Source organism: Paludibacter jiangxiensis (assembly GCF_001618385.1).
Lineage (GTDB): Bacteria > Bacteroidota > Bacteroidia > Bacteroidales > Paludibacteraceae > Microbacter > Microbacter jiangxiensis.
Genome location: NZ_BDCR01000004.1, coordinates 860951 through 881127 on the forward strand (window position 1 = coordinate 860951; position 20177 = coordinate 881127).

Here is a 20177-nt window from a genome sequence, read left to right on the forward strand (position 1 = left end):
AAGTTACACGCTCCATACACGGGTTGTTAGCCCATGTACAGAGAATGTCCGTTCATCAATCAATCTAAAATCCTATTGTTATCAACCAATATATTTATAGTTTCTACGGAAGTCGCGGAACGTAGCCCGTCAACCGGCGTATTCAAGCAATAGTCAACCAGCCTGTCAACTGTAGAAACAGCCACATGCAATCTTGTGTCTGAGGAAGCATAGTAGATAAATACAGTTCCATCTTCGTCGGCAATCCAACCATTTGAGAACAAAACATTTGACACATCTCCCACACGTTCTTCTCCTTCGGGAGCCATAAAATAACCACCCGGAGATGCGATCAGTTTGGTCGGGTCTTCCAGATCGGTCATATACATGTATAGAACATAGCGTAAACCGGCAGCACAACCTCTAACGCCATGCGCCAAATGGAGCCAGCCTTTTGAGGTCTTGATGGGATGCGGGCCTTCCCCATTTTTAAGTTCTTTGATGGTATGATAGTAACGATGATCGATGATAGCTTCTTCCTTAACTTCGGCGTGTTCTATATCGTCTACCAGTCCCCAACCAATTCCGCCTCCGCTTCCGGCATCAATGAAACCATCCTGCGGACGGGTATAAAAAGCATATTTACCATTTACAAATTCAGGATGTAACACCACATTGCGTTGCTGGCTTTTCGATTTAAGATCGGGCAGACGTTCCCATGTCTCGAAATCTTTTGTACGGGCAATTGCAGCAGCAGCTACAGCAGAAGAAAGATCGCCGGCTGGAGCGTTCGGATCTTTTCGTTCACTACAGAACACGCCATAAATCCAGCCATCCTCATGAGCCGTCAAACGCATATCATAAATATTCGTATCCGGTTCTTCTGTCTCAGGCATTGTTACTGGTCGTTCCCAGAAGCGGAAATTATCCACTCCATTAGGACTTTCGGCTATTGCAAAAAAAGATTTGCGGTCAGCTCCTTCAACACGAGCCACCACAATATACTTGCCATTCCATTTTATGGCTCCGGCATTAAACACGCCATTCATCATAATCCGTTCCATTAAAAACGGATTGGTGTTCTGATTCAGGTCGTAGCGCCACGTGATAGGAGTATGATCTGCCGTTAAAACCGGATTTTTATAACGTTGTAATAATCCATAATGACCAATTGGTTCGTTTTTGCCCGACAACAATGACTCGTGTTGTTGCTTTAAATGGTTCAAAGAATCTTGAAATTCGCTCATGTTAAATGGTTCTTTTTATTGTGTTATTTGACTAGATGGTTCTTATGATGTCAACTTACTTATACATTGATGGCAGCTTGCTTTCAAAAAAAACATTCTCTTTGTTTTTGAAAAGAATAAAATCATCCGCACTTGCCTGACCGAGATAAGGTGCATAAAAGTGACCGGGTTTATCGCATGCATTTCTCCAAACCAGAATATATGCAATAGGATTTCCGGATACGGCTTTGTAAATCACATTTGTCCACCAGTCTTTTAGTGGTAGTGACTCTATACCTGTTTCACTTAAAACCGCTACCTTATTCTTTGCAGCTGCGGCAGCTGTCATAAAATTCAATGTATTATGTACTTCATCAATAAATTTGTCTCTTGCCGGCTCTCCTCCATAATGGTAAATATCAACTCCCAAAATATCCACCATATTGTCTCCCGGATAACGCTCAAAATAATGCGCAGCATCCGGTGTTGAAGCCGGAGAGTAGATAAAAAGTAAGTTATGAAGCTTCTTTGTCTTAATCAAATAATTTACCGTATACTTCCAAAGAGCTGTATATTCCTGTACGGTACACTGTTTACTTCCCCACCAAAACCAAGCTCCCGTATGCTCATGATAAGGCCGCAACAAAACAGGAATAGAGGTTCCTTTATCATCTTTAAGGCTCTTCAGAAAGACAGCCAGACGATTTAGCCATTGTTGAAACAATGCGTTTTTTGAGCCTCCGGGCAAAACGCTTTTCACAGCTTCTGTCGTATTGCAATTCCAGGCATTTCCGCCCAATGGATTATTGACGTGCCAACTAATTGTATTAACGCCTCCCCGTTTATAAACCTCCTTAATCCGAAGGCGCATTGTATCAAAGCATACCGAATCAAGAGAATGCAAATGTCCAAGTTCAATATTGCCCAATTCCCAACCAAACACGGCAGGATAATCTCCGGATACACTCTTCACGTCCGAGCGTCCGGCATCATATTTCCAACCGACTCCGTACAAAGCATCGTCCTGATGTCCGAACATAAACCCTTTGGTTGCTATCTTTTTAAGATTAGCAAACAGGGCTTTTGTTGCTTTAGTCGCATTAGCGTCTACAGTAGCCGATTTAGCCATTGCGGGCATCGTCACACACATCATACTCAGGATTGCAGGAATCAGTCGGATTTTCATTTCAATTTATTTTCAACAATTGATATCATGTTCTACTCAACCACCTTGTTTGTCATTGGCCAACCCAAAATGGTTGACAGGTGGGGAATGAGTATTGAAGCCATTTTCTTTTGTCCTTCATAGTTGGGATGCATACATGCTCCGAAATCGGTAGCAACATTAAGCAACGACGGCATTAAACCAACAAAATGGACATTCTTATCATTACTGTCTTTTACAACGCGTTGTACATACTGGTATAGCGTTTCGCCCGACATGCACGATGTCATACAAATCACCGGAATGTTCCCGTAAACTTTTCTAACAGACGCAATCAGATCGAGATATCCTTTTACAAATTGATCTTCGGTAGGACATATTGCGGGATTACTCAGGTCATTGGTTCCGAGCTTAATCACCACTACATCAGGCTTCCACTTTGAAAAGTCCCATTCTACTGTAGGATTAATATCGAAAGTCTGAAAAAACAATCGCTGCATGGTCGTTGCCGGATGAGACATCGGATTTTTGTCTCCATAATTCCGCACAACACCACGACCGGAATGTGCTGTTAAATGATAATCGGCATTAAAGTATCTTGATACAATCGATGCATAACTATGGTTGCTATTTTCTGTTGAAGGCAAAAAAGGAGCCTTCCCGTCTGTCACTTCAGTGCCAAAACCGCAGGTAATTGAATTACCGATAAACTCTATTTTACGGATCGGAGTTCCGGTGCATTTCTTTAACGCTCCATTCTTATTTGTCATGAACTGATAAATGGTTGCTGTTCCCTGCTCACCTTCAGTTCGTTTGTACAACATCACCTGATGTGCTGCCGGAGTTGCATTCGACACCAGCACAACAACTGTATCACGACTTACCTTGAACGTTTTAGCAAGCTTGCTATCTACAAAAAGATCGAAATAATCGCCCCTGGTATCGCCTATTTTCACAGCCAGATAACCGCCCACAACCTGTGTTCTCAAATGAACGCCAGTCCAATCGAAAGAAACAGATCCGTTATTCTGAGCCGTGCGCCCAATATATTCCACATTAGGATCAGTTCCAGAAAACACTTTATAACGGGAAGTTGCTTTATTTTGTGCAAAAACACCCGTTACATTCAACAACACTCCGCACAAAAGCGGGATCAACACTCTCTTTGTCATTAGATTTTTCATACTAAAATAATTTTTTGTTCAAGGTAGTATGGAACTCCATGTCGCTGAAATTATTTTCCTGTAGCTGTCGAAACCACCCGGACATTGTAAAGCAACATGTTCGTTTCATTCTATCATTCATTTTAAAAATTGAATGACAAAGATACATTCTATACTTTACAAAGCCTTGACGGATTGTTTTTCTACCGAACAGATTTTGCCAATTTGTGATTGTACTTAAAGATCAGTTCCAGAGTAGTTTTATCCGTATCAAAAATATTATTCAAACCTTGCTCTTCCTGTGGAGGATCGCCCACAAACTGATCGCCTTTTTTCCATTTATAATTGGCATCCGAAGCTCTTCCTTCGCCACCAAAAGCCCAGATATTGATTCCCTGCAGGCTTTTCAATTTATTATCGAACAAGCCAAACAGATCGGCAAAATATTGATCCCGATGAGTCGTGGATGTTGCAGGATCGAACAAATGGCCATCACGGGGGAATCCTATTTCTTCAATCACCATTGGCTTATTGAGTTGATTGGCTAACAGCGCATGATCGAGAACGTATTTCTTCATTTTTTCTCGGGTAACGGCGAACGTTTTGTCGAAATCGGAGAAATCCATCCAGCTCCAGTTTTTAGCCCATATATGAATAGTTGTATAATCCACATCCGGGAAACTATGAATTTCCTTCCACAATTCGATATCTTCTTCCGTTCCTTTTTCTCCTTCGGTTCCCGTGGTAAGCAAATGATTTTTATCGAGCGATTTGATCAAATGCGATACTTCTCCGATCCATTGTTTATAAATTGCTTTATTCTGGCTTCCGTCGGGACGTGGCTCGTTGGCAATTTCCCATGCCATGATGGTAGGATCTTCGGTATATGGCTTGTGTGTGTATCGGTTTGTGCGACTGATGATGTATTTGCAATGACGATTGAACGCTTCCTTGCATTCATCGCAGTTATAGAACTTACCCACAAAATTTATGAAAGTGCCCCACCCCGCTTCGCTTGGATAAGGATAAGCGCCTTTCCCGTTCCATTCTAGGTATTGGGCAAAACCGCCCGACCACTCCCAATTGTTCGATAAGAAAAGGACAACTGTGATATGCCGTTTTGCTGCTTCGGCCAGGAAGTAATCGAGTCCATCCAAAACGGCATCATCGTATTCACCCTGCTTTGGCTGGAGTGGAAATTTGAGATGCGAATCATTTCTTGAAATGCCTTCTACGCCCACCATTGCCCGCAAATTAGTGATGCCTTGTTCTTGTAAAAAATCGAGTTCGCGTCCCAAACGAGCACGGTCTCCGGTTTTCATTCCAAGCAACGAACCATACCAATAATTCATTCCAATAAAACGGTACGGTTTCCCATTTCGGGTCAATTGTCCGTCAGTGACCCTGACAAAATTATCCACAGCATTCATCGACATAGAAAGCATTAAAAACACGAATAAACAACTATATATTTTTTTACCCATAGCAATCTTACCATTTATCGGTTCTGAACGGCATCAATGGCAATCCGTTCGAATCAAACAAATTTGGAACCCCATCATTTGTAAAGCAATAACGCACGGCAACCGGTTCCACAACTTCTTTTGCACTCACAACTATGTTGCCCTTCTTATCTACCACTGCTGTTGCCGGATAAAATTTCTTATCGGTACCTGCTATCTGAAAACTTTTTATCTCCTTTTCCTTACAACTAAGTCTGGACAACGATTTCACGCTGACAAAAGCCTTGCTTTTCGCAATCGTCACACCTGCGAATCTGGGAAAATATGGCTGGAGGTCTTTTACTCCGTATTGTTCTTTCAGCACAATGTTGACCAAACGGTTACCGACCTCCTTCTTAATCCGCGGATGAATATCTTTGATGTTATCAACCAAATCGCCTACCGTTATCATACCTGTATTGGGCAAAGCCAGTGCAGACTCCTGCTGTTCGCGAAGCAAAGCGGCACTAATACCACCATAGCCACTCCATGGTGCAATTTGCACGAAATAAAACGGAAAATCATTCTGATAGGCCTGACGCCACCCTTTAATCATTGACGAAAAGAGCGTTTCGTAATCTTCGGGATTATCCGTATTGGCTTCTCCCTGATACCAAATTGTTCCTGCAATTTTGTAGGGAACTATCGGATATATCATCGCATTATAGATGGCCGACGATTCTACGGGAGCCCAACTGACCGGTTTTACTTTAGCCGCTGTCTTAGCCAGTGCCGGATCTTTATCAAAAACAAAACCGGGAGTCCATGCCTGCACACAGGTACCGCCCCAGTAGGAAGCCACCATGCCAACCGGATTGCCTGTCACTTCATTCAGTTTCTTCCCGAAAAAATAGCCAACCACGCTCATCCCTTTTACTGTTTCCGGAGAACATACCTTCCATTCGCCTTCACAATTGGTTTGGGGAAAATTATTATACCCACGGCCTACCTGAAAAAAACGGATAGATTGATTGGCCGATTTGTCAACCGCATCCCCGGCATCAAGAACACCTTGCGGCCATGAAAAGTTGTATTCCATGTTCGATTGCCCGGAACACAACCACACTTCACCCGTGAGGATGTCGTCAATTACAAGCTTTTGTTTATCGCTGATAAATGTAATGCTGTATGGCCCACCGGCTTTCGGAGTATTTACTGAGGCATTCCAGGCACAATCTTTGCCCGGATTTGCAAAAACTGTGTCTGTCGGATTCCAACTACAAGAAATTTTCACTGGCCAGGTACAGGGAGCCCAACCCCAAAGTTTTACAGAAGAAGATTGTTGCAAAACAGCGTGATTGCTGATAATGGACGGAAGGCGTAAAGCAGGTTGAGCACTTGCACATAAAGCAAATGCGGGAAATAGCAGGAATAATAATGTTCGTTTCATGGTCATTTAGTTTCTATCGCTAAAACAGAAATAATCAAGGCTAATACAATGTTTCTTGTTCGTAGTCAATGGCTCTCAGGCTGTTCTTAGCATACTTATTGGTTGCTTTTCGAACCATTAATCATTCACACAAAAGTAGCTTATTTCAAGCTATTGTTTCAAGTACAATTTTATCAAAACCTAATACTTTCTTAGCGGAACAAATCAAATGATAAAGTCCATGTTCATCCATTCGATTCCCACTTCTTAACCTCACTCAAAACAAACATCTAAAGACTAAGTGCATACTATTATAAAACAAACACATAGCCCAAAATTCCTTTTCAATTTTATTGAAGAAATGCGGGAATCAAAAAAGGCTGATACGAAATATTCAGATCGTATCAGCCAGTTCTGTTGATTGGAGACTAAAATGGTCTACCAATAATATAATTTTAACCCGACTCCGGTTTGACGGGCGTGATTTAGAATCACAGGTCGTGGTGAGGATACACAACACCACACTTCTTTCGGATATCATCCATCGTTGACACTAACAACAAACTCTCATTATGACTCCACAAATTGCTTTCAGTTTGTCCGTTAAGAACGCACCGGGCAACCTCTTCGGCCTCGAATTCATAGCCATTTTTCTTTATATCAAAAGAAAATATTTCTTCCGAACCATTCTTCTTTGTCAGTGTGATTTTGCCCGGACAGAACCAGAGATGTTCAAGGGAAATTTCCCCTTCCGTTCCATGAATTTCAGCAACCACTTCGGGGTTTGCAAGAAAAGAGGAATACATCACTGAAAGTTTATTCTCAGGATAAGTAAAAGAATAACTGCAATTTGTATCAATCCCCTGATCACTCAGCGTTGCAACAGCAGAAACATTCTCCGGCTTACCAAACAGAAAAAGCGACAGGAAAATATTATAGATTCCGATATCAAGAATGGTTCCTCCGCATAAATCCACATTGTAATGACGATGCTCTGGTCCATTTTCAGATCGGACACAAAAAGTCGCTGTCAATAAGTTAACCGCACCGATAGCACCACTTTCAATCAGTTCCCTTGTCTTGATAATGTGAGGCAAAAACCGACTCCAGAGAGCCTCCATCAAAAACAGATTTTTTTCCTTCGCTGTTGCAATCATACGAATTACTTCCTGCTCATTGACTCCCATCGGCTTTTCACACAACACATGTTTGCCGTTATCCAATGCAAGTAATGTATTTTCAAGATGTAGATTATGCGGCGTTGCTATGTAAACCACATCCACCTGCGGATCTTTCACCAGCTCTTCGTACGATCCGTATGCCACATTCAGCTGATAATCTGCAGCAAAATGATTAGCACTCTCATTCGTTCGCGAACCCACGGCATATAATTCGCAATTGTCTGCAACCTGAAGAGCATCTGCAAATTTGCGTGCAATCCATCCGGTCCCCAGAATTCCCCATTTTATTGTATTCTTCATAAATTTATTCTTTTGTGTAAGTCATTTTCTTTCTATCCTTCTTCAACAATCCTTTTTCCAGCTCATTGGCATTCACCCTGACTGGCGCAGTTACAAATTCCGGCACATTGTATGAAAACAAAGAGGCATCGTAAAAACGAGGATCTTTTTGTGGCAACAAGAATGGTTTTGACACTTTACCCTTGTCATCGACAGATGCAATATACAGTCGGGTGTACAATCCGTCGCCTCTGCGACTGCTAAAAACAAACCAGTGAGAATTGCTGCTCCAGTCGTGAAAACTTTCGGTATTTTCACTATTCACCTCTGTCAATGGACGACTTACTCCTGCTTTTAAGTCACGCAAATACAAGTCGGCTTCTCGATGCCAAATCGAAAAATTGCCATAATCCGACTGAGTGTACATCAGATATTTACCATCAAAAGATGGCCGTGGGAAAGAGATACTTTTGCCTGTCTTTGCAGCAGAGATCACAGTATCAATCTTATTTCCAAATTTTCCCGAAGCAGGATCAAAAGCTATTTTACACAAACTATATTTGATTTGTTTGTAATTGGATTGAATATCCTGCTTTTTCGACAGACAAAAATACAACGTTTTTCCATCAGGAGAAAACACAGGAAAAGTTTCGAAATCGGCTGTTTTAAGCAGTGGAGAAGTCGTCAGTTGATTGGTCTTTATGTTATAAACCACCACATCCGACGCCTGATCAAAAACTTCTATCCGCTCGTTTCGCACCACATGAAATGCCTGCCGGGTTTGATTGACAGAATAGGCAATGTATTTTCCGGATGGATGCCAATAAGGATAAACACACGACGAAATCGTACTGTCGGTTTTGGTTGTGTACAATTCCATTTTGCCGTTTACAAGCAACATGGTGGCGCCGTTAGCTCCCCTTATATGCAGATTCATCTCGGCCGGATTATTCTTATTAAAGGCATGACAATTCACGCAGGAACCTGTAACCAAGGTATTCTCGACAATTGCTTTCTGGTCAAAAGAAGAAAGGTCGCGCTGATAGATTCCCATCTTGCTATACACTTCATAACCTGGAGCAATCATTCGGTAAACCAGTCCGTAATCGATCGGATACGCACTCACATGAATAGCAAAGGGTTGATATTGTTTCCATTTTCCATCCTGCTTTAAGCTAACAATCACTTTCAAATCTTTGCCCTTATTATCAGAAAGCAATTGTTTCCATTCGTCATGTGGAAATTGAACAATATCTTTACTCTGAACATGCAGTTCTCCGTGTTTAGAACCAGAAATAACAACATCAATCCGGTCGAACTTCTCTGCGGTAATAGTAAAATTGAGAGGCGCAACGGAAGCCGGAACCGTAACATCTGTATAATCAGGATAAAGTGCTGGTTTCGCATTGACCATCACCGGCGATTTTACCGATTCGTTACAGGCCGATAGAATAATTAAAAGAAGAAATATGTATACTAAATTGCGTTTCATAATCACCGTATTTATTTTCTGAATTGAAGGTAATACCAGTAGGTCTGTGAGTAAAGATTTTTAATTTGTTCCTCTGCATATCCGCCGGAAGAGCTTAACCGGGCATAATTATTAAATCGTTCTCCAACCGTCTGACTCACCGGCCATGGGAAGTCCGCCATTTTGCGACCCGAACCAGCCCAGAAAGCGAGCAAGGCTTCCTGATAATGAACCGGTATTTCTTTATAATTCAACGTCTTTCCTATAGGGAAATATTGAACAAAATGGTTAAGATCTTTATTGAGCAATGTATATGCAATAAGGTATTCATACGCCATTCGGTTGGTTTTACAATTCATAAACAACAGGCCCAGCATTTGGTCTTTCTGCTCTTCACTAAACAACACATCTTCTTTCATGCGATACTGACGCAATTGTGCCCACTCGGGATTTGCATCCATTTTCGTTTCATTCCCGATACATTGCATAGCTTCATTAGCCCAACTGCGATAAAAGAGAGTATGCTGCAACATATGCAAATACTTTTCAGCCACTTTATACTCACCATTCAGCAGGTTGACTTCGGCCATTCTTTTAATTGCGCGACTGCTTTTTTTGTAGTCAGGAATTGCCTCCATGGCCTCAAAATCATATTGCATGGACGTATTGAGAAATCCAAGGTGATAATAAATTTCCGATACAATTATCGGAACCGTGAAATCCCGCTTAAAGGACGGCAGCAAACCTTCCGGCCCATTTTGGAAGTAATGAAACATGCTATCGTTCATCTTGCCCTCCTTGCATAAAGCCAGATTAAGGCATGCAACCGAAAGTGGAGAATCGGGAGTTTTTCGGTCGCCCATTGCAATCACCTGATCCCAATTTTGCATTCTCACATTATAGTCGTAAGCCATAATTTCCTCTTTCGCCCCATCGACGGAATGGCGCACAAACCAGTCACTAACTACAATCAACGCGATAACTTCGACACACAACCACAAAATTGCTGGCTTCGAGCCCATCGGCTTAACAGGGAGCAAGAACATAAGCGAAACAAGAGGAATACTTATCCATGCCAGCAATAAAGGAACCGGTGAAACTGTAGAATAACGGTTATAACTGATTCCCCACCATAATCGGGAAAGCGGATATTGCAAAAATTGCTTGGTAAGTAAAGGAGGAACCGCAACGCAAACTACAAATAATGCTGTCAGCACAACCCATTGAAATTTTGTCAACTGCCTAAAAAAGAACAATTCAACACAAATAACGAGCAATACAAAAATCCAGAAAACGCCTCCGACCAGCCAGTACAAAGCAAGCAACATCATTGCCGCAAAAACGATTCTGACCAAAGGATTTCTGAGGTATAAATAGAGTTGGACGGCCAACAGAGTCAGCATAACAGCAATCAGTGACGCCAGCAAATAATTTTCATCGCAAAATAAAACCCAGAAGATTATTGACGGAATAAATGTCAACGGGTAAAGAAGCGGATTATCCTTCAGTCTGGAAGAGATAAAACAGACCTGTTGTTGAAGAAGAACTAAAAACAGAGCAATGATGAAAGCACCAAGCCACGAATGGTAATAAAACTGAGTGAAAAAAGTCCCGAGATAATCAGCCAAACCTCCGGGGCGGCTCATTAAATCTGCCCAATAATCGGACGTAAACAGAAACATTTGAAACTGTTCCTGGTAATGAAGATGATTGCTGTATGCAAGCGCAAAAAACAACCAAACGGCTATTCCAAAACTGAATGACAGTATCCCCCCGGAATACTTCAGGACTTTATTCATGGTATATATTTTGTGCAGTCATTTCAACATTTGGTCAAAATCACCGCTAAGGTTTACAAATTCAAAGAAACAAATTATCGTTCACAAAACAAAGTCCTCAAACGACAACATTACCGGTATTTTGTCCGGTTTTCAACCAGCATAACTGTGCATTCCGCCCAGAAAGCCGTTAACTCCAAAGTAAGTCATGACCACAGAAATGAGTGCAAAAATAAGGTATAGATGGAAGCTCAAAGGATTTTGCAGCCATTTAATCTTTTCGTCATGAAGGGGCACTGCGTATATGACAAAAGTAATCAATGCCCAGACTTCTTTGGGATCCCACGACCAATAAGCGCCCCAACTCTCGTTGGCCCAAACGGAGCCCAAACAAATTCCGATTCCCAGAAAAACGATAGCCGGATAAAGCATCAATTTCGCAGTCACTCTCAGATGCTCTATTTCCAGCCATGATTTTTTCATTCGCAGCACACAAGCCATTAATGAGTTGAGCGCCACTAAAACAAAAAGTGCATAACTTATTGCTATACACCACACATGTGGCTTTAACCAAAAAGATTGCAAAACCGGTTGTAAGTATTTTTCACTATGGCTCATACGTAATAATACGTACGAAGGCACGATAACTCCGGCAAATATCAATGCTCCTAAAAAGGGGAAAAGCACCTGCCGGTTTGGTTTCAAATTAGCAAGCCCTTGTTTGATTTTTCCTCTCCGACGAAAGAGGCTCAAAACAATGCCTCCCGAGAATAACAAATATCCAAAATAGACCAGCCACATCCCCCATGGATCATGACTGACAAGCAAAACCACACCTTGGTTATCACCGTCGTATGAACCCTGCAAAAAACGATACCCCTTATACGACAATACATTGTTCATTGATACGATTTCTTGCGCTTTGTCATTCCGATCTACAACTGTCACGCTACTCACATAATCCTTATGTCGTGTTGTTCCTTCGTGGTATTTTATTTCAAACCGATTCAAAACCAATGCAAAAGGAAGAGAATAACAATCTGAGGATGTATTGTCTAAAAAAAATCTGGCAGGCAAACCTTGCCTGAGATGAATTGTTCCTTTCTCTCCGAAAATAAAAGTAGTCAGCGCTCCGGCCAAAATAAAAACGATGGCGGAATGGAATAACCAAACGGGAAACGGGGCTTTCCCTATGCGGATAAACGAGATGACAACAACGACGGCAAGCAACACCCATAATGCAACAAACCACCAATTATGGTAACATAAGTCCATAACAGTGGTTGTTCCATAAAATCGCTCAAGAATTGTTGCACCCGCAAGCACAAAAACTATCACAGCCGATAATATGCAAAGTATTTTTTTATTCACAACTTGATTGAGGCTGACTTCAAGAAGCTTGGTAGCATCGGTTATAAATCTCTGAATTGAGGATTTTGAATCTCCTTCACTGCAATACATTCCATTTCCACCAGCCATCCCGGGCGACAAATAGGTGCATAGACAATTGACTTGGGTACATGGGGAAATTGTTCGTCGAATCGTTTTTTCACATTTTGGTAATCAGCCACGTCACGAAGATAAACAATGATTTGCATTAAATTGCTAAAATCACAACCGGTTTCATCCAATAACGCATGTACATTCTCCAGCATACGGGAAACCTGTTTTTCAATATCGCCTTCGTGTAATATCTTTCCGCTATTATCAATGCTGGCGGTTCCGCTAATCAGCACTCGCCTCCGGTCTCCAAAATCAATGCTTACTCCACGTTCAAAAGTAACTCCGTATTCATACGTAGGGCTCATATTCTCCAACGCGTACAGATAACGAATCTGTTCTTTTTCAATGCCTTTTATTGCATAAGCATCCAGTAAAACTTTTGTGCGATAATCAGCTGCACCGCCCTGAATGCCTGTACTTGCAATATAGTGCGTATCTTTAGTCAAGCCGTTAATTTGAAAATTTTCTTTGCGTGCTTCAACAACTCCCCTGTAGTCACAATCAATATCACGGGCAAAAAACCAGGTTCTCAAGCAATTGTCTCCAATAGAACAACCGGCCAAATCCAGTTTTCGTTCATAAGCATTCAGCAATAAATGTGTTTGAGTATACGATGATTCCGTCTTACCCAAAAAACTTGAATTGAAGACCGAATAATAATGCACGTAACCATTACGTTCATATCCATCTGTCAGTTCATCAGGGCACAACACATTGGTTTCCAACTGCAACCAAATTGCAATTTTACTACCATCCAAAGGTGGTTGTTGCACATAACTCACCGGACAATTCATCAGATTATCCATAGCCTGCTTTGCCAGATCATACTGATTTGACGCATCACTCAGAAAGCAGCGCGCAAAAACAGGCTTAGCCCCATCGAAAAAAGTTTCTTTGGTCAGATCGGAAAGTCCTTTGCTTAAATTCTGCAGTTGCTGAGAAAAGCTTCTTCCGTTTGGAGTAACATGCAGCATAGCCTGAAATTCATGCACTTTTCCCTGAGGCGTCAAACCCGTTACTTCGGCAACAACACCAACATCACTATATTTTTGTAACCAATAATTCATTGTAAGCCCTATAAGACAAAAAGAAGGCGGGCACAAACGTCCCGTCTTCTTTTAATAATCACATAAAGAACACCTGTTTTTCTATTTTGTATTTGACAAATTCAAATATACAAGATAATCAGTTTGACTTATTTACTGTCTAAGTAATTCATCAGAAAGAATATCCCTGACGTTTGAATACCCAGAACCAGGCTGTACCCCAGGCTCCTGTAGTAGAAGGTTCGGGAGCTTCCAGCACCATGATATTATTGTCAAGATACAAAATATCATAGGTATAAATAGATGGATATCCCGACACATTAGGCTGGAAGCCCAAGCTTACGGTTACACCACTTAAAGTCAACTGTCCAATTGCATAGGTATTGCTGTTTGAAGCTGAAGGAGGACTTGAACTTGCTTTTGTTTTGGACATATCAAAGCTATATGTTCCTCCATAAGTACCGGCTGCCAGACCTTTACCTGCAGTTTGACTATTACCTGTAACTAAGGTCATAGACGCGCCATCCAAACTAAAAGTCATTTTATCATTGGCAACACCCCAGCCTGTCAGATCCGAAAGGCCGCAAGTCCACCAACCCGGTGAGTTATTAGCCAAATAGCCACCGTTACCATAACATTTACCAGCTGCTGCTCCCGGGAATGCAGTTCCTGTAACATCAGTAGCCCATACCCATGTTTTAGAGCTGGAGCCGCACAAATAGCCCCACTGAGGAGGAACCGGATAATACAGTGAATCCACAGTTACGCTATACGTTTTTGTGAGCAAAGAGCCATCAGCAGCCATTGCCGTCAGTTTAATATTTTGAGCTCCTTTACCCAAAAGCAATACTGTCGTATCGTTGCTGATATAAGAAGCTGTTGTACTCCATTTGCACACGACTGGACTCTTGCATTGCACTTTGTATTTATTAGTCTTATACGTTTTGAACATTACCGGCGTAATAGTCACATTAAGCTGATCGGTAGAAGTAACAACTTCACCTGTGCCAAAATCTTTCTCTATCGGGTTGCAGGCAACAAACAGGACTGCAAACGCCAATGCAAAAGCTATATTTAATATTTTATTCATAGTCATTTGATAATTAAGTCATTTAACAATCCTCATTATTTCCATCCCGCATATTCCGATGCAGTGGTACCCCACCCGGCATTCTGTTTGAACTTACCGCCTGACAACGATATTTCGGTATCCGGAATCGGGAAAAATCCATTGGTTGCTTTATATCTTGCTGCATATCCACCACCATTGTGAGAAGTTACATTAGTTTCTGCTTTTCCTTTGTAATAAACAGGTTGGCCTGATTGTGCAGCCAGAGCGGTTTCTGCGATATGCCAACGACGAATATCATTCCAACGAACACCTTCACAAGCCAGCTCCCAACGACGCTCATTTTGCAAAGCGGCAAGACTATAAGTTCCAATAGCTGGTAATCCGGCACGGGCACGCACTTTATTGATACCGGCAACATCACCCTTGAGTTCCGATTGCATTAACAATACATCCGCAAAACGAATCAATACCAAATCATGAATATTCCACAGCTGCATGTTTGTTGCTTGTGCCGTGTAGCTATACATAATCGCATCGAATGATGAATAAGGATTAGCGGAATCTCCTGTTTTAGCTGTAATAGGAGCCCATTTTTTTGCATAATAATCGGTTTCCTGAACGTAATCAGTCCATCCTCCGTATGTATAGTTAGTCAATTCATTGGGAATATTGCATATTGTACCCGGACGACGAATAGTGTCGTTGGGCTCTGCAGTTGTCCAATCACTCCATAAATTCGGAGCTACAGGACCTGCACCCCAACCCTGGCCGAACGGAAATGTTTTTGCATAATCCTGAGCACCACGAACACCAAAGTGAAGAGCATATCCATTTGAGTATCCAATAGTTGTACCCCAGTCAGCAAATTTTGAAAATTTGATAGCAAACATCGCTTCAGGATTGACAGCATTATCATCTTCAACAAACTTCAAAGCTTTTCCATCTACACCTTTTTTACCTTTAGTCCAGGCATAATCATTCACCGTTAACCGGTTAGTATATCCCCAAAGATTACGATAATCCGGAACCAATGAATAACCTGAATTATTCACACAGTCATCAATCCAGGTAACAACATCTGCCTTTGTAACTTTTGAATTATCAGGCAATGTAACGTCTGTCTTGTTATAAAAGCCGGTATAGAACAAGAATGCTCTACCCATCATAGCCTCTGCATTCCATTTATCGGCATGACCTGATTCCACCCATCCGCTTCCGAATTTTTTGGCGGGCATCAAAGTAATCGCCTGCTTCAGGTCGGAAATAATCTGACCCCATGTAGCATCGGGAGCGGACTGTGGCAATTCTGTTGCCGCCGAGCTCGTAGTCAATGGAATATTTTCGAACAAAGAAGCCAGTTGATAGTAATAAAACGCACGCAGAAAATAAGCTTCACCAAGTAATTGATTCTTTTGATCGTCACTGGCATAGCCTGTACATTTTCCTAAAGTTTCGATGGCCGTATTTGCACGTTGAACTCCCTTGTAAGTATCTGTCCAAAAAGTGAGCAACATATTGGTCCCATTGTTCATCAACAAATCTTCCGACTGCATCAGTTTATCGTTCTCTCCACCACCACCAAGACAATCGTCTGATGCTAATTGTGAGATATACAGGAAAGACATTTGGGGATTTGCATTCCATAACGATAACGGGTTATAGATACCTGTTACCACCTGCTTTGCCTGATCCGCGGTTTGCGGATAGTTATCCGTAGTAGCCTGAGTCAGGTTTTTCGTATCCAGAAAGCTCTCGCAGCTAGACATAAGCAAAGCCGCAGAAGCAATTGCTATTACATTATATATCAATTTTTTCATAATCGAATACAATTAAAATTTAAGATTTACACCAACCAAATAAGTCCGTGGGCTTGGATAATAACCGATATCAATACCAGATGCCCAACTATCAGCTCCGCCAGATGATCCGACTTCCGGATCCATTCCGGAATAACCTGTTATTGTAAACAAGTTTTGTGCTGTGAAATACAAGCGAGCCTGTTGCAATGGCATCTTCGGAAATAATTTTTTGAAATCATATCCCAATGTAATATTTTGACATTTCAAATAATCTGCATTTTCCATGTAAATATCTGAAAGGTACATGTAATTAGCATTCGTATTTGAGGTTAAACGAGGCCATTTATTTGAGGTGCCTTCACCATGCCAGCGTTGATATACCTCTGTTGTGTAATTATCCGATCTTGATGTTTGACGATAATTCTTGGCAATCTGCATACCAAAAGCACCATGAGCGGCAACTGTAAAATCAAATCCTTTATATCCCAGATTAAAGCTTAAACCCATATTGAAATGAGGATTTGGATCTCCAATTTTTGTTCTGTCGGCATCAGTAACCTGGCCGTCATGATTCAGATCAACAAATTTCAAATCACCCGGCTGTACATTCGATTGGAGAATTCCGTTTCCGGCAGCTTTCCAGGCATCTATATCTGCCTGATTCTGGAATACGCCAGCGGTTTTATATCCATAAAAATACCCTATGGGATAACCTACCTGAGCACGGTAAATATATGTTGTTCCCTGAGCTAACACATTAGTAGATCCATTAATGATGCCTTCTGAATTAGCAATCCGGGTAACTTTATTTTTATTATAAGCTCCATTCACATTTACTCCATAAGTAAAATCTTTACCCACATGATCGTTCCATGAAATAACTGCTTCTACCCCTTTATTGGTAATATCACCACCATTTACATATGGTGCTACACTAACTCCAAAGTAGGGATGAATGGGTGCCTGAACAAGCCATCCTTTTGTGGTCTTATCATAGTAGTCAAAATTCACACCTAATCTGGAATTCAGGAAGCGGGCATCAAAACCAAAGTCCAACTGTTCCGATTTTTCCCAGGTAACATCAGGATTAGCCAAGTTATAAGGAACAGCTCCGGTTGACTGGCTGTCCTTGGCATTGCCGAATGAATATTTAGCTGATTGATCAAAAGATATCAGCGCTATGTAGTTGAAGTTAGAAATATTACAGTTACCGTTTTGACCCCAGCTTGCACGGAATTTTAAGAAATCCAACCAGCTTTTTGTCGATGCCATGAATTTTTCATTTGAAGCAACCCATCCAGCAGAAACAGATGGGAAATAACCCCAGCGTTTGCCACTGGCAAAATTTGAAGAAGCATCACTACGCAAAATCAAGGTCAACATGTATGTTTCATTCCAGTCATAGTTGATACGTCCAAAAACAGAGGCTAATCCACCTTGCCCCCAGGGACCTGTATTTGAATCAACTTTAGTTGTACCTGCAGCAATTCCCTGCGTATTTGCAAGATATGCATATTCAAATCCATTAAACAACAAATTTCCATTTGTAACAGATAAGCCTTCGCCCATACCCCATTTTTCAAGAGATTGTCCGGCTAAGACATCAACATGGTGATTGTTGATTGCAAACTTATAATCGGCAGTATTATCCAATGTATAACTCCAACCCAAATTCGCGCTTTGATTTACAGAAGATACCGTGTTCACTGCAGTTGTCGACAAGTTGTAAGCCGGAGTATATGAACGATAACTGCTTGCGCTCATTTTATATCCGAATTGAGATTTAAGTACTAAATTCTTGATCGGAGAAATTTGCAAATAAGCACTTGCATTCAGGTTATGGCTTTTCGATTTATTATATCCTCTCTGATATACCATCGAAGCAATGGGGTTAGCGGCCTGAGCATCATATGCATTAAGGCCCATTGCAGTCTTATCTGCATTATCAAAATAACCACCTTTATCGTTATAAATTGGCATAATCGGCATTGCTCTCAACATATTAGAAATATCGTTCCAATATTGATTACCCAAACCAATACCATTTTTCACTGAATAATTATAATTGACATTTTCGCCCAGTTTAATTACATCCCGATTTGCTGCCTTTAAGATCACATGATCTGAATTCAGGCGAATAGACGTACGTTCATAGCCTGAAGCTACCGGATCACCAAATATACCTTCCTGGTTTGTATATGCGACGCCTAATGAGAATTTAGAAATATCATTACCTCCCACAAGATTAAATGCGTGATTCTGAGTAGGAGCATTTTTATTACGGATAGCATCCATCCAGTTTGTACCTTTCCATGTTTCATCCATCACAGAACTGTACTTAGAACCCAAAATGCTTTTCCAGTTACGTGCAGAAATTCCTTCGTTAAAATCTACCTCATTCTCAATTGCCATGTATTGTTGAGCATTAAGCAACGACGGCATTTTATATACGTTCTGAACGCCATAATATCCGTCATAGGTTACTTGTACTTTACCACTTTTACCTTGTTTTGTTGTTACCAACACAACACCATTGGCAGCACGTGTACCATAGATTGCAGAAGATGCCGCATCTTTCAATACGTCAATTGACTCAATATCAGAAGGATTAAGACTGTTGATATCACCACCGGCAACTCCATCAATTACATATAATGGCGCTGAATTTCCGATAGTACCGATACCACGGATATTCACTTTAAATCCATCGCCCGGCTGACCAGAATTTTGTACGATATTTACACCCGGAGTCTGACTCTGTAAAGCTGTGAATGCATTAGTTGTGCTAAGTTTCTGGAGATTATCACCGCTTACCTGCACCGTAGCACCGGTAACCAGTTTCTTTTTCTGAACTCCATAACCAATGGCTACAACCTCATTCAGACTTACAGATTCGTCTTCAAGTGATATACTTACGGAAGAACGTCCCTGAAGTGCAACTTCCTGCGCTTTCATGCCAATAAATGACACTTTCAAAACGGCATTGGATGGAGCCTTTAGCGAAAATTTACCGTCCATATCAGTAACTGTACCGGTCTTCTGTCCTTTGATCACAATTGTTGCTCCCGGAATCGGATTTCCGGTTGCATCTGTAATTTTACCGGTCACGGTTTTTTCGCCGTCAGTTGGAGCCATACTGGCTGCCGAAGCTGACGACAGGCCGGCTGCTAAAAGGTTTGTGGAACAAAACCCCAATGTTAACACGAGTGCCAGCACCAGAGTCCGCTTGCATTGTCTTGGAAGAGGTATGTGTGTACATCTTCCCGCTTTCATGGTTTTTTTCATAAGTTTGTTCATGGTTTTAATGAATAGTCATCTAATAAAATCCGATTATTGAATTTGAAGTGTGCACTCAAAACCGAAGGCTCGTACTGAAATGCCAAAAGCAGCTTTAGTTCGAATGGTTTTGTTTACATGTTCATGTCGGAAACCGACGGCGCGCATCAGAAAAGGAAATTCTGATCATTAGTTTTTGCGAAACAGACCTCTGGATTAGGAATAAAAAGAAGCTGTCTCACAAATGATTGAGAATACTTTGAGTGAGAAGAGGGACGTGTTAAGTCATGCGTATTTAGTTTTAGGTTATACTTCAAAAATCAGAGTGTCGAATGCCGTTGAAATAATATTTCTTTCGGGGCACATAC

The 20177-nt window shown here is 41.4% G+C and carries 13 protein-coding genes; all 13 read right to left on the reverse strand.

The features are described 5' to 3' along the window. Positions 1-59 precede the first annotated feature (59 nt). The 13 genes from PJIAN_RS13695 to PJIAN_RS13755 all read right to left on the reverse strand — a co-directional run bounded on the left by PJIAN_RS13695 (position 60) and on the right by PJIAN_RS13755 (position 19818). On the reverse strand, positions 60-1226 hold the full coding sequence (locus tag PJIAN_RS13695) for a glycoside hydrolase family 130 protein (RefSeq protein ID WP_068706018.1): 1167 nt from the start codon (positions 1224-1226) through the stop codon (positions 60-62). 55 nt (positions 1227-1281) lie between these two features. After that, the gene (locus PJIAN_RS13700) at positions 1282-2391 is read right to left on the reverse strand and encodes a glycoside hydrolase family 26 protein (protein ID WP_068706020.1); all 1110 of its coding nucleotides are present in this window, start codon (positions 2389-2391) and stop codon (positions 1282-1284) included. A gap of 32 nt (positions 2392-2423) precedes the next feature. Next, positions 2424-3554 carry an SGNH/GDSL hydrolase family protein gene (locus PJIAN_RS13705; protein ID WP_236714412.1) on the reverse strand — a complete coding sequence of 377 codons (1131 nt, stop codon included), beginning with the start codon at positions 3552-3554 and terminating at the stop codon, positions 2424-2426. 182 nt (positions 3555-3736) lie between these two features. Next, on the reverse strand, positions 3737-4969 hold the full coding sequence (locus PJIAN_RS13710) for a glycoside hydrolase 5 family protein (protein ID WP_068706023.1): 1233 nt from the start codon (positions 4967-4969) through the stop codon (positions 3737-3739). A 55-nt stretch (positions 4970-5024) separates the two neighbouring features. After that, positions 5025-6425: a sialate O-acetylesterase gene (locus PJIAN_RS13715; protein WP_068706488.1), complete on the reverse strand. Its 1401-nt coding sequence runs from the start codon at positions 6423-6425 to the stop codon at positions 5025-5027. Positions 6426-6895: 470 nt separating this feature from the next. Continuing rightward, on the reverse strand, positions 6896-7885 hold the full coding sequence (locus PJIAN_RS13720; protein ID WP_068706025.1) for a Gfo/Idh/MocA family protein: 990 nt from the start codon (positions 7883-7885) through the stop codon (positions 6896-6898). A gap of 4 nt (positions 7886-7889) precedes the next feature. Then, positions 7890-9356: a TolB family protein gene (locus tag PJIAN_RS13725; protein WP_068706027.1), complete on the reverse strand. Its 1467-nt coding sequence runs from the start codon at positions 9354-9356 to the stop codon at positions 7890-7892. A gap of 11 nt (positions 9357-9367) precedes the next feature. Beyond that, positions 9368-11134, reverse strand: coding sequence for a DUF6057 family protein (locus PJIAN_RS13730; RefSeq protein ID WP_068706029.1), 1767 nt, complete (start codon positions 11132-11134; stop codon positions 9368-9370). Positions 11135-11266: 132 nt separating this feature from the next. Then, positions 11267-12388 carry a cytochrome c biogenesis protein CcsA gene (locus tag PJIAN_RS13735; protein ID WP_172795619.1) on the reverse strand — a complete coding sequence of 374 codons (1122 nt, stop codon included), beginning with the start codon at positions 12386-12388 and terminating at the stop codon, positions 11267-11269. 137 nt (positions 12389-12525) lie between these two features. After that, entirely contained in the window at positions 12526-13683 is a 1158-nt protein-coding gene (locus tag PJIAN_RS13740; RefSeq protein WP_084252423.1) for a Rid family hydrolase, read from the reverse strand. Positions 13684-13834: 151 nt separating this feature from the next. Further along, complete coding sequence (locus tag PJIAN_RS13745; protein ID WP_068706038.1) at positions 13835-14752, reverse strand: hypothetical protein; 918 nt, start codon at positions 14750-14752, stop codon at positions 13835-13837. Between the two features lie 35 nt (positions 14753-14787). Then, positions 14788-16551 (reverse strand): RagB/SusD family nutrient uptake outer membrane protein, encoded by a 1764-nt coding sequence (locus PJIAN_RS13750; protein ID WP_068706040.1) that lies wholly within the window; start codon positions 16549-16551, stop codon positions 14788-14790. A 12-nt stretch (positions 16552-16563) separates the two neighbouring features. Beyond that, positions 16564-19818: a SusC/RagA family TonB-linked outer membrane protein gene (locus tag PJIAN_RS13755; RefSeq protein ID WP_236714413.1), complete on the reverse strand. Its 3255-nt coding sequence runs from the start codon at positions 19816-19818 to the stop codon at positions 16564-16566. Between the last annotated feature and the right edge of the window lie 359 nt (positions 19819-20177).